Origin of the sequence: Pseudomonas sp. 2835 (assembly GCF_050435905.1) — a bacterium.
Taxonomy (GTDB): Bacteria; Pseudomonadota; Gammaproteobacteria; order Pseudomonadales; family Pseudomonadaceae; genus Aquipseudomonas.
Window position 1 is genome coordinate 23806 of record NZ_JBNDLE010000015.1, and the last position, 20995, is coordinate 44800.

Genomic DNA, 20995 nt, shown 5'->3' on the forward strand with positions numbered 1-20995 from the left:
ACTACAGAGCCAGGCAGCAAGACAGATAGGGAGTCCAGGCTTCATGATTTGCCCTCACTGTAATAGGTCGTCGGGTTTCAGCGTTCGCTGGCAACGGGGCTGGCACTGCAGTTGTCTGCAGCGCAACTGAACTGCAATTGTGGGCGGCCACCAAAGTCATTGACGTAGGTCAGCACTGGGTTATCGCCAAGCGCCTTACTGCTTACGCCTAGGTCTAGCTGGCCTCTGGGGGCGATCATCAGAGGTTTGAAGTCGGTTGCGCTGGCGGCCTTTAGATTGGGTGTGGCATCGATCAGTGTGACGTAGTAGGGCGTCGGGTTGTTCACAAGGTAGCGGTCGTTCTGGCGGGTCAGGATCAGTTTTTCCTGCCAGGGGGCTTCGTTGATACCCGCTCTGGGGGCGATCGCCGCCGGTCGATAGAACAGCTTCACCCGCGTTTGCAGGGCAATTTGCAAGGTGTTGGGCTTGTCGCTACGTGGAGGAATCTCGCGCAGGTTGAAGTAGAACAACGATTCTCGGTCCTGGGGCAGCAGGTTTAGCTCGGGCAGGCCCTGAATTTTTACCTGGCTGTTGGCGCCGGCTTCCAAGCGCTGGATCGGTGGCACCACGACCAGTGGGCTCGTGATTTTCTCGGCCTGCTCGTTCTCTATCCAAGCCTGGGCCAGGTAGGGCAACTGGGCATTCTGGTTGCTCACGCTGAGGCTGATTGACTTCTCGCTGCCGGTAAAAATTACCCGGGTACGGTCCAGCGATACGGCGGCCAGGCTGGTTTGCGCCGCACAGATGGAACAGAGGGCGAGCAGGGTCAGGGTTTTGCGTGAGAAGCGGATGTTCATAGAGATACCTATTGCAAATTGATTATGCGGCGGAGTCGTCCGCATCGCTGAGGGGCTGGCACAGCAGCTCCAGTTGTCGTTCAGGCGGCACCACCTGCTCGGGCAGGGTGAAATGGCAGCGCGCGCTGCCGTCCCATTGCAGCGACATGGTCTCGCCCGGCCTCATGCCGCTCAGGTAGGTCAATCCTTCTTCACCCACAATGCCGGTCTCCTGCCCGCGGCTGTTCCGGGCGCTGGCGCCAAAGGGTGGCGCACGGTGGTTAGCCATGCGAATCATGACCATAGCCTTGTGGCCGGCGATCACATCGAAACGGCGGTAGCCGATGGCGCCTTCGGTCAGTGTCGCCTGGGTAATGGACTGGGTGGCTTCGACATCGTCGGCCAGGTCGTCCAGCACGATGCTGGCCTGGTTGCGGTAGTAGCTGTTGACGTCAGTCACCACGGCCTTGCCGTAACGGTTGGTTCGGGTTATCGCGCCGTTACCTCGCACCGGGACGTCGGCCACGCCTTGGGTGTCGACCATCAGCCGAGTACCGCCCATTATGTTGCTGCGATGCAGGGCCGCGCCTTCAGCGGTCAGCGTGGCGCCACCTTGCAGGGACAGCCCGGCCGAAGAGTACTCGCCGGCCTGGTAGCTGGCGCTGGCCACAATCTGTGCTCGATCACCGTCATGGGAAAGGAATCCACTGACATTGTTACCGTTGGTGGCTCTGCCGGCGCTGAGCATGTAATGGTTGCGGTCATCGATGCGGTCGTAATAGCTAAGGCTATGGGAGGTGTCGCCGCGATTGACCGAGGAGCTGTAACTGAAGGAGCCGGTGCCGTCCCAGGGGATAGTGACCGACATGTAGGCACCATCATCGGAAGTGCCGTTGCCCTTGTTCTGATAGGCAGTCAGCGACAGACTGAGGTTCTTCAAGCCACCGACATCGAAATACCGCGACACTGACAAGCTGTAGCGGTCGCTTGCCTGGCTGTTCCAGTAGGTCTGGTGGTTGTAATTGAAGTACACGCTGAGCGCTGAATCGTGAAACTGTTTGCTTACTGTTGCGGTGTACAGCTCTTTGCTTTGGTTCAACGGCCGGTTGCCCCGCCGGGCTTCGATGAATTCGTTCATGCTCATGTAGTTTTCCTCGGAGAACCGATAGCCAGCAAAGGTGACCTGGCTATCGTATTCGTCGAAGCGCTTGGAATAACTGGCCCGGTAGGACTTACCACTGAGTGTGTCGCGCTCCGGGATCGTGGCCCGTGATTGGGTGACGTCGAACGACAGCGCACCGAAGGCCATCAAGTCGCGGCCCACGCCCACGGCGAGAGATCCATAATCCTTCGCATCGAGGCTGCCGCCATACAGCGACCAGCCGTTGCTCACTCCCCAGGAGAATTCGCCGGTTGCGAACGCGGGGCCATCGAGCTGATGTTCCCAGTCGGAGGGTTTGCCGGTAGCTAGCTTGTAACGCACCGTGCCCGGACGGGTCAGATAGGGGATGCTGGCGGTATCTATCTGAAACTCCTGGACGCTGCCATCCTGTTCCTCGACGCGCACGTCAAGCTGGCCAGAGACCGCGTCATTGAGGTCCTGGATGCGAAACGCCCCTGGCGGCACCTGAGTGTCATAAAGCACCCGGCCTTGCTGGCGAATGACCACCCGCGCGTTGGTGCGGGCCACACCGCTGACTTCCGGGGCATAACCTCTCAAGTTGGGGGGCAGCATGTTGTCGTTGCTGCTCAGGTTGACGCCGGTGTAGCGGAAGCTGCCGAATAGGTTGGAATCGAGGTAGTCTTCGCCAACGATTAGATTCGAGCGCAGGGACGGCACGGCTCGTAGCGCATAGAAACGGCTCCAGGCGAACTGGTTTTGTGACGGCTGGTCGTCACTGCGTTGCATCTGGGTCTGCCAGTCGCCGCGCAAGCGCCAGGCGCCGAGGTTGATCCCAGCGGTACCGTTGCCGTTGAGGTTGTCGCTGCGGCCTTTGCCCCGTGCGCGCTCGGTGGTCTGGGCGTTCAAGTTGTAATCGAACAGCACCCCGGAAATGCCTTCGTCCCAGCGAGACGGCGGGTCCCAGTTCGGTGCGGTATATTCCAGCTGATCCTGGGGAATGCTCACGTACAGCGCCGAAGTGCCCAGATTTCCTCGGGCCTGCATGCCGGGAACGCTAGCCAGGTCCAGGCAGGCGCCATCGTGCCACCAGGTCAGCGAGTTGATAACCTGTTCTTTCAGACCCAGTTCATTGACCAGCGCCGGCGAGAGACAGGCGACGCTGCTTTTCGGATCGTCTTTGGCCGGAAGATAGTCGACGCTAAACTCCGTCAATGTATCGCGGTTCACGTGCACCATCAGGCTGTATTGGCCGGGCATGATGAAGTTGGCCGAAGCAAACACCCCAAGATCAAGGTTCTCGCGATCCTTGAGGTCCAGTACATCGGTGTTGAATTGGAATTCTTCGGCCGCACTTGCCCACGTCGCGACGAAACACAACGCCGTGGTAGCCAATACCTTACGGTGATCCACGTGACTAAATCCTTGAACGAAACTGCGAGAATGATTGCAGTTCAGAAGTGCTGAATATTCAGCTTGATCGTGGCGTGATAGTCGCCCGCTTCCAGCGCATGTCCGCTACCGACGATCGTGACTGAATAATCAAGCATTAGACTGTCGATAGAAAGTGCGCTATGTTCTAGTGACATACCTGGGGAGATTAATCTCCCTTGGTTATCTTTTATTTGTAATGCAATACCTTTTGCGCCGCCTTGAATGCCGAAGTATTTGCCATAAGGTTGTCCTTCGAATGTGAGCTTGAAGCGCTGTGAAGGATCAGTTTTATTATGATTTTTTCCCGATGTAATGCAGTCACTAATGTAGATGGTCAAGGGTTGCTGGGATGTGGCGTTGCCGCTTACCAACCCATTAAGTGCCATAGGTTTGAATGCAATCGTCTGGCTTTCATTGCCCACACGAATGGTGCAAGCGGTGTCGACGATACTTCCAGCCAGCTGCACGCGCCCTTTAAACGCATCACCACGCAATGGTTCAGTAGCTTGAGCGGGTTCGCCCAGTCCGAACAGTATCAGCGAGATCAGCCCCAGTGCGGTTGAGTGAATCATCAAGACCTCCCCAATCTCCCCACAGTACGCGGACACTGCGTACTGTGGGGCACCTCAGTATCGAACGACGTTACTGATAGGCGAGGGTGAAGTTGGCGAAAGTCTCAAAGTTACCCGGTACGATTTCAGGAGCTGCTCCTTCCGCGCCGGCTTTGTCGCCCTGCAGGTAAGCATTGAACTGCAGGTAGGTATTTCCGTTAGAGAGAGACTGGGCTGGCGAAGCACTGCCGAGTTTGATTAGCGCGCCGGTGTGGTCGGCAATGGCCAGGCTGGCGCCTTGGGCTTGCCCTTTAAGCGCCAGCAGGTCGGGGTTGGACGCAGGCGAGCCAGTGAAGGTTGCAGTAGCGGCCTTAAGGGCATCCAATTCACACCCGCGCAATTCGATCTTGAAGGTGGTCGGGCTAGATTTGCCGCCGTTTTTCAGGGCAACGCTGGCGATCTGATCCATATCGACGGTCTGGTACTGAGACTCTTGAGCGATGGAACACGGTGCATCAATAATCGCGCCCTTGAAGGTAATAACACCGTGACCCTGATCTTTGGCAAAGCTGACAGCCGAGGTGGCTGTCAGTGCAACTGCCATCATCGCGCCAGCCAACGAACTAACTTTCATTTCATACTCCTAGATTGATAGCGAAGTGCTTGAAGGGACTCAATCGAACACTCTCTCCGCTCGGGCATCTGTGTACCGTTGAGCTGGAGTTAGTTTAGGAGTGGAGAGGGAAGAAGTGAGTAGGACGTTGCCGACGCCAGCCTAGGAAATTTCCTACAGATCAGTAAAGTTCCGATCAGGGCGTCAGTGCATTGCGTTTGGCGAACTCGGCCAGGTCAACCAAGGACGCGGCCCCCAGCTTTTGCAGTAGACGGGTTTTGTAGGTGCTGACAGTTTTATTACTGAGAAAGAGCATGTCACCAATTTGTTTGTTGGAATAACCCTGGGCCAGATACTGCAATACCGTCACCTCCCGGTCGGTCAACGATCGAATCTGCTCAAGCTCTGATAGTTGTTCGGCAGTATTGACACTGTCAAACGTCAGGGTGGGGAAGAAGCTATAGCCGGCATCTACTGCCTTGATCGCGGTAATCAGGCTGCCGAGGTCTTCTTCTTTGTTGACGAAACCACGAGCACCTAGCTGGATGCAGCGTCGGCACACCGAATCGGCATGTTGTGAGGTCAGAATGAGTATCTCACTACGCACCTTTAGCGCTTTGATCCGGGAAATAACGGTAAACCCGTCCAGCTTGGGAATACCGATATCGAGAATGACCACTTGCGGGGTGAGATCGCGTACCAGTTGAACCGCATCGACTCCATTGTCCGCTTCACCTACCACGCGCATGCCGTGCTCTTCCAGCAGGAACCGGACGGTAAGTCGAATGACCGGATGATCGTCAACTATCAGAACGCTATGCATAGTGTGAATTTACCTTGAGAATGCGCTTGTTACGGAACGGTACAGCTTTGTCGGCAGAAGGTTAACACCATTAGTGGTATAGGGCAGTGCTGGACTTGCTGCCAGCTCAGCTTCGGAAATTTCTTAGAGAGTAGAGGAAATCTCCCATAGAGGTGTAGGAGTGCGCCTTACACACTGGGTCTCCTTCAATTGCGTGCGTGTAAACCTGCGATGCAAGACTTGACTGTTCTGGTGCTGGAGGATGAACCCTTCCAGCGCTTGGTCACCGTGACTGCGCTGGAAAAAGTGCTGCCGGGGCCCATTCTGCAAGCGGCGGATGGCCATGAGGCGGTTGCTTTGCTGTCCGCCTGCGAGGCTGTGGATATTGTCCTCTGTGACCTGAAAATGGCCGGCATGGACGGCTTGGCGTTTCTTCGGCATGCCAGTAGCAGCGGCAAAATCGGCGCTGTGGTGCTGTGCAGCGAACTGGACCCGGTGTTGCGCCAGGCCACGGTGGCAATGATTCACTGCCTGGGGCTGACCTTTTTGGGCGATCTGGGCAAGCCGTTCAATCTCGAGGGGTTCAGCCAGGTGGTCAAACGCTACCGGGAACACTGCAGCGCCGCCCCCAGGCAGTTGTCGCCTTCCGAGCTACCGACCTTGAGCGAGGTGCAGCAGGGCCTGGACAACGGTGAGTTCGAGGCCTATTACCAACCCAAGGTCACCCTGAAGGATCAGCTGCTGGCGGGCGCAGAAGTGCTGGCGCGCTGGACCCATCCACAATGGGGGTTGCTGCCGCCCGCTCATTTTTTACCGGTGATGGAAGAGCACAACCTGATCAACCGATTGTTCTGGCAGATGTTCGAGCAGGGCCTGGCCCTGCAGCAAAAGTTGGCTGCGCAGGGGCATGTGATCAACTTGGCGTTCAATCTGCATCCATCACAGCTGGCCTGCATCGCGCTGACCGAGCGCATCACGATGCTGATCAAGCGTTCGCATGTGCCCTCTTCCAGCGTGATGTTCGAAATCACCGAGTCTGGGCTTATCTGTGCACCGGCCAGCAGCCTAGAGAGTCTGGTGCGGTTGCGTATGCTTGGTTGTGGCTTGGCGATGGATGATTTTGGCGCCGGCTATTCTTCGCTGGACCGACTCAGTGAGTTGCCATTCAGCCAGATCAAGCTTGACCGGGCGTTCGTGCGCAAGCTGCAAAGCCAGCCCAAAAGCGCTGCGATCATCAGTTGTTCGGTGGCGCTGGCCCAAGCGCTAGGCATCTCGCTGGTTATCGAAGGTGTAGAGACCGTCGAGCAACAGGCTCACCTGATTGAGTTGGGCGCCACCCTTGCCCAAGGGTTTTTGTTTGCCCGGCCGATGCCGGAAAGCCACTTCCTCGACTTCTGCACGCAGCGCAGGTTGTGAAGCAGGTCCTCATGAACGAGCGACGGCACCCGCTTTGAACTACTATTGCGCCGCTACTAGCGGCGATCCCCCAGGCTCTTTCGGTTTTCTATCTCGCATGTATCTACGTTCTTTCTGCCTGTCCATCGGACTTCTGTTGAGCAGCTTGCCGGTGCTGGCTGCCACCATGCCTTTGGCCCCGCAGGTGCTGTCCAGCCAGCTGCGTATCGATCGTCACGATATGGCGATCTCGACTGAAGACTGGCATTGGCTGCGGCACAAGGCCGAGCTCAAGGTTGGTGTGTATGCAACCGAGTCCGCGCCGTTTTCAGTCTATGCCCAAGATAACCTGTACGAAGGTATCAGCGCCGATGCAACCGCTCTAGTCGCTCAACTTTTGGGCTTGCAGGTGAAGGTAGTTCCCTTTGCCAATGAGCAGGACGCGCGCAATGCATTACAGGCCGGTAGTGTCGATGTCATCAGTGTTCACGGCAGCACTGAGCCTCGCCCCGACCTGCTGTTGAGCATTCCCTACGCCAAGGACCAGCTGGCGGTGTTCAAGCGCAGTGCCGAACCCCGGCATTCACCCCCTGATCTTGCCGGCTTGCGTGTCGCGATCACCCATGAGCATAGCGCTGAGCTCAAACACCGCTACCCGCGGGCCGATGTTAGGGTGTACGCCGACCACGACAAAGCGATTGCCGCTGCCGCCTTTGGGCAGGCGGATGTTTACCTGGACGACCTATACAGCGCCTATTACCTAATCAATCGTGCATTTTACAACTTTGTCCGTTTTGAGCGTTTCTCGGACGTTCGCGGGGGCGACTACAGTTATGCGCTGAAGGTCGATAACACGCGTATGCAACGGCTTCTCAATGTTGCCCTCACATCCATCGGCGAAGATCAGTTGCGCAATTTAGCCAAGCGATGGGTGGGCAACAGCTTCATCCCTAGTGAAGACCCCGTTAGCCTCACCTTAGAGCAAACACGCTGGATACAGCGGCATCCGGTGGTACGCCTGGTGATCAATGATGACCTGGCGCCGGGCGCGTATTTCGATGCTAGCGGGGTGTTTTCAGGAGGAATCGCCGATATTCTTGAAGTGGTTACGCTCAGTACCGGTCTGCATTTTGAAGTGGTTTCCCGCAGTGGTGGCTTCCCCCAGATTATCGAAGCGGTGCAAAAGGGCAAGGCAGATCTGGCACTGATGACGGCTAGCTCCGAGCGCGAGGAATACCTGCGCTTTTCCCGGCCACTTCTCAACAGTCCCTTTGTATTGCTCAGCAACATTGACCGGCAAGGCAAGCTGGGCAATTTGATCGACAAGCGTGTGGCGGTTCCAACAGGTCATGTGGCCATCGAACAACTGCGCAAGCGTTACCCCGAAGCCAGGGTGGTGGAGGCGGGAGGCTCGCTGGATTCAATGAACATGCTCTATGAAGGCAATGCTGATGCTGCGATGGTGGCGTTGCCTGCTGCGCGCTATTACATCGAGCGGTTGTTCCGCGACAAACTTGCCATCAACCAGATAGTGGATGTTGGGCCGGCTACGGTCAATTTCGCAATGCGCCGCAGTGATGTAGAGCTGCAGTCGATCATCGACACCGTCTTGCAGAGCATTGCACCGGACGAGCTCAATGCGATTTCCAACCGCTGGCGTTCGCCACCGGGCATGAGTGGTCAGACCTGGGTCGATTACGAGCGCCTGATCACTGAAATTGTCGCCGCTGCAGCGCTGTTGCTGTTGCTGTCGCTGGTGTGGGTGTTTTACCTGCGTAGGCAGATCAAGGCCCGGCTCAAGGCCGAACGTATGCTCAACGATCAGTTGCAGTTTGTCGAGACCCTAACCGACTGCATGCCGCCGCCGCTCTATGTCCGTGATACCAAGGGGCGGATGCTTTCGTGCAACCGCAGCTACCTCAAAAGCGTTGGCTTGAGCGCCGACGAGGTGCTGCATAAAACGGTTCGCCAGTTACCGAAGGAAAACTTCGAGAGCATCCCGGACTTTCATCGCAACTACTTTCAGGCGATGCGCGATGGGCAGACGATCGAGTCGGTACATGCCGTGCAGCTCCAGGGCAAGGAGGCGTGGATCAACCACTGGGTGCAACCGTTTCAGGACTCCAAAGGGGTGACAAAGGGCGTCATCTGTGGCTGGCTGGACATCACAGAGCACCGCCAGCTGGTGGCGCAGTTACGCGAAGCGAAGGCCCATTCGGATGACGCAAGCCGCGCCAAGACCAGCTTCCTGGCCACCATGAGTCACGAAATCCGAACACCGATGAACGCAGTGATCGGCATTCTCGAGCTTGCACTTAAGCGCGCCGACAGCCAGCCGATCGATCGCGCTAGCATTGAGATCGCTCATAAATCGGCAAAAAGCCTGCTGGAGTTAATCGGCGATATCCTCGATATCGCCCGAATCGAGTCGGGACGTCTGAGTCTGTCGCCCAAGCGGGCGAACCTGCGTGAACTGGTTGAGTCGGTGGCGAGGGTGTTCGAGGGGCTTGCCAGGCAGAAACGCTTAAACCTGATTCTCGATATGGATTCGAGTATCAGCTGTGATGTACTGATCGACGCATTGCGATTCAAGCAAATCCTTTCAAACCTAGTCAGCAACGCAATCAAATTTACTGAAGCGGGATCAGTCAAACTCAGTATCAGTGGCATATTGAACCAAGCAAACCAGCTCAAGGTCAGACTCAGTGTCGAAGACACGGGGGTGGGCATTAGCTCTGAAGATCAGCAACGCTTATTCCGTCCATTTGTCCAGGCTCAGCGCAACCTACAACAAACCGAAGGGACCGGGTTGGGGCTAGTGATTAGTCGCTCGCTTTGCGAAATGATGGGCGGTCAGATGAGTCTGAGCAGCGCTTTAGGCAGGGGAACTCGTGTCGAAGTCGAATTACACCTGCAGATCCTTGAGCATGTCAATTGGACACCGTTGTCAGTGCAGCCGGTAATCCAGCAGCGGTATCGCTTGCAAGTCTTGATAGTCGATGATCATCAGGTCAATCGACAAGTGCTGCGTCAGCAGCTGAACTTTCTAGGTCACGATGTAAGCGAAGCAGAAAACGGCAAGCTGGCTTTTGAATGCTGGCGTGATCACGCTTTCGATATTGTAATCACCGATTGCCACATGCCAGTAATGAGCGGTGCCGAATTAACCCAGGCAATACGGCAGGTGGAGCAGGAGCAAGGGTCGGAAGCTTCCATAATCATAGGGTTGACCGCCGATGCGCAACCTGAGGAGATAGAGCATTGTCTCAAGGTTGGCATGAATGACTGTCTTATTAAACCGATTGCTTTGGATGAATTGGACGCTCGCTTGTTGCAGTGCTCTAAGAACGAAACCCCTGAGATCGACTTGCGGTATACGGAACGACTAGAGACTACGCCTTATTCAACGAGCTTGGTCGATCTTGGTCCCTTAGAAATATTGATCAGCAGCGAGCCCGAGAAGTTTAGACAGATTCTTGACGAGCTGATCAATAACAACCGTAAGGATCGTAAAGCTCTTGCTATCTTTTTGCAGGAAGATCAGTTCGAAAAGCTGGCGGAGCTGGCACACCGAATAAAGGGCGCTGCAAGGGTGGTAACAGCTGAGCAACTGGTTGAACGTTGTCATCAACTGGAGATTTTGTGCCGTAAACCGGAGATATATCAGAGCCAGATCAGCCATGCGGTGGAAGAGGTTCAAGCTGCTATCGATGCCCTGGAGCAGGCGCTTATGACTTACAAGTAGCGCTGAGCCAACAATCATAGCCTTTTGATGAGCCTTGATCAGGCGTCTCTGTTGATAGTGTTTGCGATGGCAACTGCTTTACGTTGAGCAGCGTGTATACGTCTCATCCACAGCTGTAGTGGAGTCGCCTATTCCTTGACCCCCTCCAGTCACAGCGGCCACTGACGGGGCTACCATCGGGTAGAACCGGTCAGGCGCTTTGAATGGATGCGAAGTCGGTCTGTCAGGCGTCACGAACGCTTGAATATGAGCCGAGATGGTTCGAAGCTTTGGACAAAGCTCAAGCAGAAATCTTGGGGGAATATTGGGGGAATAGGTGCCCCGAATGGTGTGGAGTGCTGTTGCGTCAAGCTGCGTTGAAGCCACTGATATTATTGTTTTTTTTGGATAACCTAAATTACAAATGTGGCCAAAACGGATTCGAAATCCGAACCCAATCTCTGTTGGAGCATCAGCGGAGGCTATGTGAGGCATATACTGCCTTGACCAATGGCTGGAGTGGTAGAGCTTGAAGAAGACCCTGGAAGGTGTTGTCGAGGCCGGCGAGCCGCTGATTCGGCAAATCGAACGCCTGCGCCTGGAGGCCGAATCTCAGGCCTGAGCCTGGATGCTGCGAAATTTCTGGTGAGGACAGCGGCGCGATGGTTGTCGGTGCCGATAACCTGAGTTTTGAGACCTTTCCTTCGGAGGTCGAGGGTAACTACCTGCCGCTGCAAACCTATCTGTTGGCAATGCAGGGCGCACCGATTATCGAGCAGGTGAATCTGGAAGGGCTTTCCAAGGACCAGGTTTACCAATTCGCTTTCGTGGGAGCCTCTTTGAAACTGCGTGGAGCGGATGCGGCGCCGATGCGCCCAATGGCCTTGCCAATTCACTGAGGGTATTGCGTTCCACCGGTTTCAGGCACCCCGCGCTGCTGGGCAGCGTGGTGCGCCACTATATCTGCCCCAACCAGTACCCCACATCCACCTCATCAATCTGCTCGGCCCGCAGGAACTGCTCGGCATATTGCCGGTAGACCCCGCTACTGAGGAACAGCCGCAACAGTTCCCCGTCGATGTGGTTGTGGCGGGCCATGGACACCATGATCTTCACCGACTCTGACAAGGTCTTCGGCGCCTTGTACGGTCGGTCTGCGGCGGTCAGTGCTTCGAAAATGTCAGCGATCGCCATCACCCGTTCGGCAATGCCCAGCTGATCCTTGCCCAGCCGACGCGGATAACCACTGCCATCCATCTTCTCGTGATGGTTGCCGGCAATGACCGGTACGCGCTTGAGGTGGCGCGGGAACGGTAGGGCGTTGAGCATGACAATGGTCTGCACGATGTGTTCGTTGATCTTGAAGCGCTCCTCGTCGTTCAGCGTGCCACGCCGGATCGACAGGTTGTACAGTTCGCCCAGGTTGCTGGCGTTGGCCGGCAGGTGCATGTCGAAGCCCCAGCGGTTGCCCGGGTCGCCCTTGACCACCGGCGGCTTGCGCAGGCCCCAGGGTAGCCGGTGCTCGGGTCGGTCGGCCAGAAGTGGCTCGTCCACTGGCAACTGCGCCGGCGGCACGTCCTTGAAGCGTTCTTCTTCGTCGCGGGAAATGCCCAGCCGGTTGTCGAAATGCCGTCGCCAGCGGCGCTGGCCAATCTGGTGCAATCGCTCGATGTCGGCCTCGTCCGTGAACTCGCGACCGATATTGGATCTGGCGACGAAGGCGAAATCTTCCTGCAATCGGGCCTGGCTGTCCTCCAGTGTTCGTTGCAACAGGTGCGGCTGTTCGCCGTTGGCGATCCCTTGCCAATACGCGAGTTCGGCATCGCGCCAGAGCACCTCGAAACGCATGCGCACCTCGTGGATACGGTTGTACAGGGCTTCAAGTTTGGTCGCCTTGTCCACCACATGCTCGGGGCTAGTGATTTTGCCGCAATCGTGAAGCCAGGCGGCGACGCGGAACTCATAGCGCTCGGCTTCGGTCATGCTGAAATCGGCATAGGGGCCGCTGTCGGCCTGCGCGACCTGGTCGAGCAGCATCTGCGCAAGTTGTGGTACCCGCTCGCAATGGCCGCCGGTATAGGGGCTCTTGGCGTCGATGGCATCAGCCAGCAGCTTGATCATGGCATCCAGCAGCTGTTGTTGGGCCTCGAGCAACTGGCGCGTCTCGATGGCCACAGCTGCAGCGCCGGACAATTGCTCGACAAAGCGGCGGAAGGGTTGGTTAATCCCTTCGCTGGGTTGCTCATCGTGCAGTTGCAACAGCAGAATGCCGAGCAGCGCCTGGCTGCGGTCCCTGAGCACTACTGCATGGCTGCGTTCGCCCAGCTTCAGGGCGCGCATCACGGTGGCGGGCAGATCCTCATGGTCGCCCTCGACGATCGCCAGCTCGCCAGGGTAATCCCCGCTTCGGCAGGAGGCGGCCAGGCGCAGTAACGCATGCTCGGCATCGAACAGGTAGACCGCGCCAGCGCTTGCTCTTGAGGCGTCCACCAGATGGCTAAGCACCCCGTCGAGCATGCGCTCCAGGTGGCTTTCGCGGCTGAGCGTGAGGGTGATTGCCTGGAAGTTGAGGATGGTTGCGGACATCTGGCTCAACACTCGACTCAGCTCACGCACCTCGGTCACTTGCGAATCCACTCCCACCTCGCGGGTGAAATCAAAACCGGCCAGGCCTCGTACTTGTTCGGCCAGCAGGTGCAGCGAGTGGCCAATGCGCTGGCCAAGCACGCCCCCCAGTAACAGGAGCACGGCCATCAGTACGGCTGTCCAGAGCAACTGCTCCCACAGCACTTTGCGTGCGTCGGCAAGCAGTTCGTTGCCAGGTACCGCGATCAGCACTTGCAGGTCCTGCCCGGCCAGGGTCGTCAGCGGGATGCGCATGCCGTACCAGGTCTTGCCTTGCACCTGCAAAGGCTGCGGCTCGGCGCCCTGGTCCGGATTGGCATACAAGCGTTCAAGGCTGGGTACCCCTAACTCGGCGATGTGTGACAGGCGCACCGCCTCAGCTTCGTGGACGATAACCCGCTGCAAATCCGGATACGCCACCACATTGCCCTGCGGGTCGATCACCACCGTCTCGGTACCGGCGGTCATGCGCAGGTCCCGGCTCTCGCTGGCCAGGTCATCGACCGAGACATCCATGCCGATAACCGCTGCGCCGTCGATGCTGCGCTGGGCCAGGGTGACGCCGACCTCGCGGGTGGTGAAGAACACATAGGGCCGGGTCAGCACGGTGCTGGACTGCCCCGAGGCCTTGATGAACCAGGGGCGCGGACGCGGGTCGTAGCGATAGTCCGGCTTTGCCTGCGTCTGCAGCAGGGTCATTTGCTGGTCATAGAAACGCCATTCGCCCTGCAGCGCGCCGTCACCGGCTTTACTGACGCTCTGTACCAGGTAGCGGCTGCCGGCCGGTGCGCTGAAGCGCTGCAGCAGGTGCGGATCGCGTAAACGGCGCACCAGCAGGAATTCGCCGCTGGGGTAGCCGATGTAAACGGCGCTGAGCATCTTGTTGGCGTTGAGGCTGTCGATCAACTGCGGTACCTGCTCCAGGCGCTCGGCCAGGGAGCTTGCGGCCGGGTTGAAAGCCAGCAGTCGAATGCTGCTCTGCGCCGGGTCGAGCAGGCGCCGGGCCCGTTCGTCGATGGTCTTGCCAAGCTGCTGGGCGGAATCGCCCGCGGCTGCCACCAGTGCTTTCTGGATCCCCCGATAGCCCTGCCAGGCGAGGCCTGCACCGAGCAACAACAGCCCCAGCATGATGGCCAGCGCCACCATCCATTGCAGGGAGAAGCTGCGCCTCTGTTCATTCATGGCGGTTGACCTTGCGCTCTTGGCACTCATCGACAGGTAGCAGGAACTTGAAGCCCAATCGCGAAAAGCTTAGCTGCTAATCCGCGCAGGCTGGGCTCGGCGCCTGACGACTCCCGTCAGCAGCCTGGCGGCCGCCCCGGGTCTGGGCGGCTCGCGCCAGATCAGGTCTGCCTTGAAGTCATTGTTGCTCAGCTCACAACCGTTCAGGCCATGCGGATAGCGCTCCGATAGTTCTATCCTCAAGTGCCCATTCGTCCACTGCGTGGCACTTGCCTTGTTTTGCCGTCTCTCAACTTTAAGCACGGATATCCCGCGCATCAGAAAGGAGAGCCGCCATGGATATTGACGAGAACGCACCCGGCAACAGGTCGCAACAGGCCGTAACACGCACGACAAGCGTTCAGCCCGGAGGGTAAGAAGATGAACATCATCAAAGCATTTGTCACAACAGCGGCGCTGGTCCTGCTCCAGGGGTGCTTTGACGAGCCCAAGCACATTGACAAGGACACTGACCGAAGCAAACCCTCGTTACAGATGCAGCAACCTGACTCGCCAAGCAAGCCTGCGGACCCAGCGGAACAACCCAAAAATTAAAGGCGGCAGCGGGCATTGCAAAGGCGCCCCGACCTTGGCAAGCGTTGCCGCATTTATCAAGTGAAGCCCTGCACATCAACATCTGCGGGGCTTTTTTGTGCGCGCGTGATTTTTTGCTTGCCAATAATACTGTATGTACATACAGTGTTTTGACGCAGCCAAGGCTGCCCTTGCAAGGGCGAAAAACGCCAGGCGCGTCCCCATTTTTCATGTCAACTAACAAGGAAAGTCAGATGACAATTATCTACACCGCTTCAAACTCGCTTCCTTTTCCAGCTCTGCCTACCACCAACGGCGTGGTTCAGTATTTTCGCGCCTCGATGACCAACCCGGCCGATGCGACCTATGCCCCTGATGGGCTCGCGGCGGCCCCTATTTTTGGTTTGGGTGGGCAACCGCTGCAGGGTGACGAGATCGTTGCTGGCGGCAACGTCACGCTGGTCTCGCATATCGGCCCTTTGCTCAATGGCGGCGCGTTGTGCTGGGTATTGCTCAGCTGTGACGGCGGCGCGCAACAGGTCGCCAATGCAACCCGTAGCCATCACGCAGTAACCCTGGGGCAGATCTCCATCGCGTCGGGAGCTGCGCCGGGTGATGTGAAATACTCGGCTGCCAATACCGTTCCTGCCGGCTGGCTAAAGGCCGATGGCGCAGCGGTATCGCGTTGCACCTATGCGGCGCTTTTTGCCGCCATCGGCACGACTTACGGCGAAGGCGATGGTACCTCTACCTTCACACTGCCTGACTTGCGTGGCGAGTTCATCCGCGGCTTTGACGGCGGCAGAGGGGTGGATGCGGGCCGCGTGTTCGGTTCGCGGCAGAAAGGCACCCTGCAGACCTACGACACCACGGAGTACAACAAGGCTAACGGCGTCTGGAGTGCCTGTACTTCACTGAAAACCGGTGCGGCTTCGCAAGTGGCTATGGGCGTCGACCCATACGAGGTCAACGACTACGCAACCGTCACCATCGGCGGCGCCGATGCGATCAACAACTTCCCCTTGCCTGGAGTTGGCCTTGACCGTGGCTATTCGGGGGTGACGCGTCCACGTAACGTCGCAATGCTCGCACTCATCAAGTACTGAATAGATTGCTCGGGTTGAGCGCTGGCGTTTTTTCGCGACGACATGCAGACGCGGCAAATTCCCGGGGCTCAATCCGAAACCGCACGTATCCATGGAGAAACATCATGAAGGGAAGCTTTACGCGTTTTGCACTCTTGTTCGGCCTCGCCGCAGGATCTGTTGGCGCAGCACACGCTGATAGTTCGCCGGTTGGCCTCTGGCGAATGTCGACATTTACCGTTCCGGGTGGTGCTGCAGCGACCGTGCAGACTGTCTGCCTCACAGCCGATAACACCTGGTACTCCACCAGTGAGCCAAACTGGAAGGGCAGCTGGTTCAAGAATGAAAAAGATGTGCACTGGTACGGAAGCGTTCCTATCTCACGCATCGGCAATGTCGCGACTATCGCAATGGGTAGGCTGGACAGCCCTGCCAGCATGACTGGCAATTACGCCGAATGGACTGCGCCTGGTACGGCACCCTTTACTTTCGACAGGCATTTCACGTATTCGATGGCTTATCTGCAAGCTGAGTGTCCACCACCGAAGCAGTGACCGATAGTCCCTGGATGGGGTTTCAGGGGGGTGAGGTAGAATTGCTGCCTCACCTACCAGAACGGTCTGCATGGGGCTTCACTGCAGCCGCGACTTCGGAATTGATCCATCCCTGTCTTGCAGGTAGATCGTATAGGGCAGCACCAGGGTGTCGGAGACAGCTGAGAGCAGCAGGTCTAGCAGCATCAATGAAGTCGACGGCTGGCCTTCGAGGCCTGTTTGCTGCCAGGGCGGTGCATGCAGGGCGCAGAAGTCCAGCACAGCGCCGCTGTAGACCCGAGGGACGGAATCACAATGTGATTGCCAATGGGCAAGTTTTTGGCTTGTTACCCGGTCATCCCTGAAGACCGTATCGATTGTTCCGCACCCGGTCAGCATCACTGACAGCAAAAACAAGTTCACGAATTTCATTATGTGCATCCATGCTCAAGTGAGAGGATTGTACTGCTGTTGCCTGCCAATTTCGACGACAAACGGTATTACGAAGCATTCTCAAAACTATCGTTCTCCTGTAATCTCGCCGCCGCTCAGGTGGCGACCCGGTCGCGCACCTGTTTTCAGTGCACTTGGGGGCGGGGATGGAGACGAACAAAGGGACGGCGGCGATTCTGGAATGGCGGGCCCGCTTCCTGGGGGACGGCAGATTGCAGGAAGCAGAGTATGATCAGGCGCTGATGGCCGCGCAGCAACTCGAGCAGTCTGGTCGGGTTAGCCCGGGGGAGTGGGTCGCGATGGTGCGCCAGGCGAACGCGGCACTGCTGGGCCAGGGTTAAACAGCGCAAACGACAGGCAGGAGGCCACATGAACAGCGTGCAATATCCCCCGTTGATTCGCCCGGCTACGCTAGAGGATGTGAGTGCAATGCTCGCATTCGATTCCTACGCCAGCACGCACCCCGAGCGAGGGCATTTGCTTGAAGCGTCGGTCGGCAAGCAGCAGTGTTTGGTGGCATTGCGCGCAGGTACAGTGATCGGCTACGTCGTGCTTACATACCATTTTTTTGACAACGGCTTTGTCAGCCTGGTGGTCGTGGCACCTGACCATCAACGCCAGGGCGTAGCCACGCAGCTTCTGGCTGCCGCCGAGGCGGCGTGCAGAACCGCAAAGCTGTTCGTATCGACCAACCAATCCAATCTTGCTTCGCGCAAGCTCATCCTCAAGGCGGGCTTTGTGCCCAGCGGTGTGATCGAGAACCTCGACGACCACGACCCGGAACTGGTGTATTTCAAACACGTCCACCGGTGACCTGCGGCCAGGGAACTCGCTTTTGTCTGATCGGTCTGAGCTGGCTTTCAAGGCGCTCTTTATGGACAACAGTGCAGCACGGGGTGTGCTCGATGCGCTCCCCACCCTCATTCTCGGTCTCGCCCTGGTGCTGGTTGGCTGGCTGGTATTCAACGTGGTGATCGTCGAGCTCGCCGATGCCATCAGCGAAGACTCCAGTGCTTACACCAGCGACGTTCAGGCGTGCTCGTCAGAGCCCGTGCAGATCCTGTTCGGCCAGGAAGTTGGCAAGGAAGTATTATTGGTTGCCAAGGTGCTGTCGGGCGTGAGTTCGGTACGCGTGCTGTCGACGCCTGGTCGCGACCTGAGTTATGTACCTGATCGGCTGAACCTTGAGGTCAATGAGCAGCAGCGGATCTATTCGGCGTTCTGTGGCTAGCATCAGAGTACTTTTTGCACGTCGCTGCTAGGTGCGCGGGCCTTGGTGGTCTATGTTAAACGGCAAGCGTTATCAGTCGGTCCGGAGGTGGTTTATTACTGTGGTGGGAGTTTTATGGAACAGGGACCTGTATGCACCCATCCGATGACCTGAACGGGCAAGAAACCGCTGAGTCGTTCTCGCCACGCGAAGGGCGTTCGGCACCGCTGTTCCGCTTGATCCTGAGCTTCATGCTGGTGGTTGTGCTGTTGTTCGTCGGCATCGAGGGCTGGCGCATCTGGCGTGACTACCGGCACGCCTTCGCCAGCGCCCATGATTCGGTGACCAACCTTGCCAGCGCCACTGCCCAACATGCCGAAGACGCCATCCGCCAGGTCGATGTAGTCACCGCCATGCTTGGCGAACGGCTCGAAGGTGACGGCTTTACCCGGATGAACATCCCGCGCCTGCACCGCCTGCTCAAGCAACAAGCCAGGTTGATGCCGCAGTTGCACGGGTTGTTCGTGTACGGCACGGACGGCCACTGGATTGTGACTGACAAGAGCGATACACCCACCAATGCCAATAATGCCGACCGCGATTATTTCGAGTACCACCGCACCCACAAGAGTCGCGGTGTGTACATCGGCGCGGTAGTCAAAAGTCGATCGACCGGCGATCTGATCATTCCCATCTCCAGGCGCCTCGATAACCCCGACGGGTCTTTTTTCGGGGTGCTGCTGGGCACCGTCAAAGTCGATTACTTCGTCGAGTTCTACGGCGCGTTCAAGATTGATGACCGTGGCGCGCTGGTACTGGCCAAGCGTGACGGCACCATCCTGGTCCGTCGGCCATTTGTCGAACGGGTCATTGGCGGCAGCCTGGCCGGCAGCGAGATTTTCCAGGACTACCTTCCGTTAGCTCCCGAAGGTGTCGTCGAAACCACGGCAGTGGTCGACGGTACTCAGCGCCTCTATGCCTACAAAGCCCTGGATGCCTATCCGCTGGTGGTGGAGGTCGGGCTGTCGCGGGCATCGATCGTCGACCCCTGGCGGGAAGACCTGATCAAGACTGCGGTGGTCCTGCTGTTGCTGCTGGTTGGCCTGGGCAGCTTTGGCGCCTTGGTGCTCAGGCAACTGCGCGAGCGCATTGTGATGGAGGCGGCCTTGCGCCGTGCGCACCAGACAGTCCGCGACCTGGCCTTGAGCGACAGCCTTACGGGCCTGGGCAACCGGCGCCGGCTCGACAATGCCCTGGCGGAAGAAATCCGCCGGGCCAAGCGTCAGCGCTACCCGCTGGCGCTGGTGATGATGGACCTGGATTATTTCAAGCTGTTCAACGACAACTATGGGCATCCGGCGGGTGACGATTGCCTGCGAGCGGTGGGCGCGGCCATTCAAGGCAGCCTTAAGCGGCCCGGGGATCTGGCCGTGCGCTACGGTGGCGAGGAGTTCACCCTGCTGCTGCCCAACACCGATGCCGCGGGGGCCAGCAGTATTGTCGAGGATATCCTCGAGGCCATCCGCTCACTGGCGATCAAGCATGAGAAAAGTCCCACGGGGCGCGTCACGGCAAGTGCCGGTATAGCCCTGGGCTACCCGGTCAAAGAGCCGGTGGCGGCCGACACGCTGATGGGCGCCGCCGATTCGGCGCTGTACCGGGCCAAGGATAAAGGCCGCAATGGCTGGTGCCTGATCGATGGCCTGAGCGAATGGCGGGCGAGCGCCAGCAGCTAGCCATCCGTCGCGCGCATGGCACGCGATGCCCTGTGGGAGCGGGCCTGGCCCGTGATGCGGGCAACAAAAAAGCCCGCCGAAGCGGGCTACGAGCACAACGCCCGTCAGGAGAAACCTCAGGCCGCTTGCTTGGCCATGTCCTTTCTGTACTGAGCTTTCATCATTTCCATTTGCTCGCCCATGGCGTCGAGAACGTCCTTGCCGAGCAGCTTCTTGGCTTGCGGGAACATTTCGGTTTCTTCTTCCTCGATGTGATGCTCCAGCAGCTCCTTGAGCACTTTGACCCGCCCGGAAAACTCGGGCGTGCCGGGGTCGGTGACTTTCAGGTCGGGTAGCACCAGCGAATCGACGGTGCGGTGTTCCTCCTTGGCCTCGTGGTACATGATCACCTGCTCCTTGGCGCCGGCTTTCTTGTAGGCAGGGTAGAGGATCTCCTCTTCAAGGCGGGTGTGCACAGCCACTTCCATTTCCAGTTTGGCCAGCAGTTCCGAGCGCTTCTTGATGCCGCGCTCGGTAGATTCGCTCAATTGCGTCAACAGAGCTTTGACGGTTTGGTGGTCGGCTTTGAGCAGGTCGATGGCATTCATCAGTGGATCCTCGATAAAGCGGATGGTTGAAAAGGGGCCTTGCGTAAGTAGTGACTCGGCCCATTGCCAGGGATTCAACCGGATTGCCGAACAGTACTTTTCAGCCGGGCTCTTCGCTGATGATCGAGATCTTGCCATTGCGTTCGACGATGGCGTACTTGATTTGCTTGACCCGCTCCAGGCCCTGGTTTGCCCGCGCCGATTCGAGGATGTCTTCTTCGGTCAACCGTGCTTCACGCATGCGTTGGTGCAAGAACCGCCCATGTTCGACCACCAGGGTGGCATTGCCGTCGATCACCCGCGCCAGCTTGCGTGAACGTTGCTTGGCCAGGGACATGCCGACGTCCAGGGCAATCAAGGTGACGATCACCAGCACTGCATTGGTGAACGAGAAGTCATCGCCCAGCAACGCTTGCTGGGTAGCCTCGCCGATGATCATCAGCAGCACCAGGTCGAAGGTTGTCAGGTCTGACAGTGAGCGCCGGCCGGCGATCTTGAACAGCACCAGCAGGGCCAGGTACATCGCGGCGGCGCGGAACACGGAATCCATGGCGGCC

Annotated in this window: 18 protein-coding genes and 1 pseudogene; 10 read left to right on the forward strand and 9 right to left on the reverse strand. The window is 58.0% G+C overall.

Annotated elements, in window-relative coordinates; genetic code table 11:
* Nucleotides 1-77: 77 nt before the first annotated feature.
* The 5 genes from ABIE20_RS19765 to ABIE20_RS19785 form a co-directional block, all read right to left on the reverse strand.
* The gene (locus ABIE20_RS19765) at nt 78-836 is read right to left on the reverse strand and encodes a fimbria/pilus periplasmic chaperone (protein ID WP_429506730.1); all 759 of its coding nucleotides are present in this window, start codon (nt 834-836) and stop codon (nt 78-80) included.
* 22 nt (nt 837-858) lie between these two features.
* Complete coding sequence (locus ABIE20_RS19770; RefSeq protein ID WP_429506731.1) at nt 859-3348, reverse strand: outer membrane usher protein; 2490 nt, start codon at nt 3346-3348, stop codon at nt 859-861.
* Between the two features lie 41 nt (nt 3349-3389).
* Nucleotides 3390-3941: a fimbrial protein gene (locus ABIE20_RS19775; RefSeq protein WP_429506733.1), complete on the reverse strand. Its 552-nt coding sequence runs from the start codon at nt 3939-3941 to the stop codon at nt 3390-3392.
* Nucleotides 3942-4011: 70 nt separating this feature from the next.
* Nucleotides 4012-4554 carry a fimbrial protein gene (locus ABIE20_RS19780; protein WP_429506734.1) on the reverse strand — a complete coding sequence of 181 codons (543 nt, stop codon included), beginning with the start codon at nt 4552-4554 and terminating at the stop codon, nt 4012-4014.
* 175 nt (nt 4555-4729) lie between these two features.
* On the reverse strand, nt 4730-5356 hold the full coding sequence (locus tag ABIE20_RS19785; RefSeq protein ID WP_429506736.1) for a response regulator: 627 nt from the start codon (nt 5354-5356) through the stop codon (nt 4730-4732).
* Nucleotides 5357-5566: 210 nt separating this feature from the next.
* Between ABIE20_RS19785 and ABIE20_RS19790 the strand changes: the two genes are divergently transcribed.
* From ABIE20_RS19790 to ABIE20_RS19800, 3 genes and pseudogenes are all read left to right on the forward strand, one after another.
* Nucleotides 5567-6751 carry an EAL domain-containing response regulator gene (locus ABIE20_RS19790; RefSeq protein WP_429506737.1) on the forward strand — a complete coding sequence of 395 codons (1185 nt, stop codon included), beginning with the start codon at nt 5567-5569 and terminating at the stop codon, nt 6749-6751.
* A gap of 97 nt (nt 6752-6848) precedes the next feature.
* Nucleotides 6849-10475, forward strand: coding sequence for a transporter substrate-binding domain-containing protein (locus tag ABIE20_RS19795; RefSeq protein ID WP_429506739.1), 3627 nt, complete (start codon nt 6849-6851; stop codon nt 10473-10475).
* Nucleotides 10476-11069: 594 nt separating this feature from the next.
* Nucleotides 11070-11353, forward strand: a pseudogene (locus tag ABIE20_RS19800) (cyclase family protein); the annotation flags it as partial.
* A gap of 58 nt (nt 11354-11411) precedes the next feature.
* Here the strand turns inward: ABIE20_RS19800 and ABIE20_RS19805 are convergent.
* Nucleotides 11412-14261, reverse strand: a complete 2850-nt coding sequence (locus tag ABIE20_RS19805) for an HD domain-containing phosphohydrolase (RefSeq protein ID WP_429506740.1) — start codon at nt 14259-14261, stop codon at nt 11412-11414.
* A gap of 420 nt (nt 14262-14681) precedes the next feature.
* Between ABIE20_RS19805 and ABIE20_RS19810 the strand changes: the two genes are divergently transcribed.
* From ABIE20_RS19810 to ABIE20_RS19820, 3 genes are all read left to right on the forward strand, one after another.
* On the forward strand, nt 14682-14855 hold the full coding sequence (locus tag ABIE20_RS19810; protein ID WP_429506742.1) for a hypothetical protein: 174 nt from the start codon (nt 14682-14684) through the stop codon (nt 14853-14855).
* A 233-nt stretch (nt 14856-15088) separates the two neighbouring features.
* Nucleotides 15089-15940 carry a phage tail protein gene (locus tag ABIE20_RS19815; protein WP_429506743.1) on the forward strand — a complete coding sequence of 284 codons (852 nt, stop codon included), beginning with the start codon at nt 15089-15091 and terminating at the stop codon, nt 15938-15940.
* Nucleotides 15941-16044: 104 nt separating this feature from the next.
* On the forward strand, nt 16045-16473 hold the full coding sequence (locus ABIE20_RS19820; RefSeq protein ID WP_429506745.1) for a hypothetical protein: 429 nt from the start codon (nt 16045-16047) through the stop codon (nt 16471-16473).
* A gap of 78 nt (nt 16474-16551) precedes the next feature.
* Here ABIE20_RS19820 and ABIE20_RS19825 read toward each other — a convergent pair whose 3' ends face one another.
* The gene (locus ABIE20_RS19825) at nt 16552-16884 is read right to left on the reverse strand and encodes a YceK/YidQ family lipoprotein (protein ID WP_429506746.1); all 333 of its coding nucleotides are present in this window, start codon (nt 16882-16884) and stop codon (nt 16552-16554) included.
* A gap of 167 nt (nt 16885-17051) precedes the next feature.
* Here ABIE20_RS19825 and ABIE20_RS19830 point away from each other — a divergent pair, with 167 nt between their 5' ends.
* The 4 genes from ABIE20_RS19830 (at nt 17052) to ABIE20_RS19845 (ending at nt 19851) form a co-directional block, all read left to right on the forward strand.
* Complete coding sequence (locus ABIE20_RS19830; RefSeq protein ID WP_429506747.1) at nt 17052-17246, forward strand: hypothetical protein; 195 nt, start codon at nt 17052-17054, stop codon at nt 17244-17246.
* A gap of 28 nt (nt 17247-17274) precedes the next feature.
* Nucleotides 17275-17718 carry an N-acetyltransferase family protein gene (locus ABIE20_RS19835; RefSeq protein WP_429506749.1) on the forward strand — a complete coding sequence of 148 codons (444 nt, stop codon included), beginning with the start codon at nt 17275-17277 and terminating at the stop codon, nt 17716-17718.
* 61 nt (nt 17719-17779) lie between these two features.
* Complete coding sequence (locus tag ABIE20_RS19840; RefSeq protein WP_429506750.1) at nt 17780-18136, forward strand: I78 family peptidase inhibitor; 357 nt, start codon at nt 17780-17782, stop codon at nt 18134-18136.
* 131 nt (nt 18137-18267) lie between these two features.
* On the forward strand, nt 18268-19851 hold the full coding sequence (locus ABIE20_RS19845; protein WP_429506751.1) for a sensor domain-containing diguanylate cyclase: 1584 nt from the start codon (nt 18268-18270) through the stop codon (nt 19849-19851).
* A 116-nt stretch (nt 19852-19967) separates the two neighbouring features.
* On the opposite strand, the gene ABIE20_RS19850 is transcribed toward ABIE20_RS19845, so the two are convergent.
* Entirely contained in the window at nt 19968-20438 is a 471-nt protein-coding gene (locus tag ABIE20_RS19850; RefSeq protein WP_429506753.1) for a hemerythrin domain-containing protein, read from the reverse strand.
* 100 nt (nt 20439-20538) lie between these two features.
* Nucleotides 20539-20988, reverse strand: a complete 450-nt coding sequence (locus ABIE20_RS19855; RefSeq protein ID WP_429506755.1) for a DUF421 domain-containing protein — start codon at nt 20986-20988, stop codon at nt 20539-20541.
* Between the last annotated feature and the right edge of the window lie 7 nt (nt 20989-20995).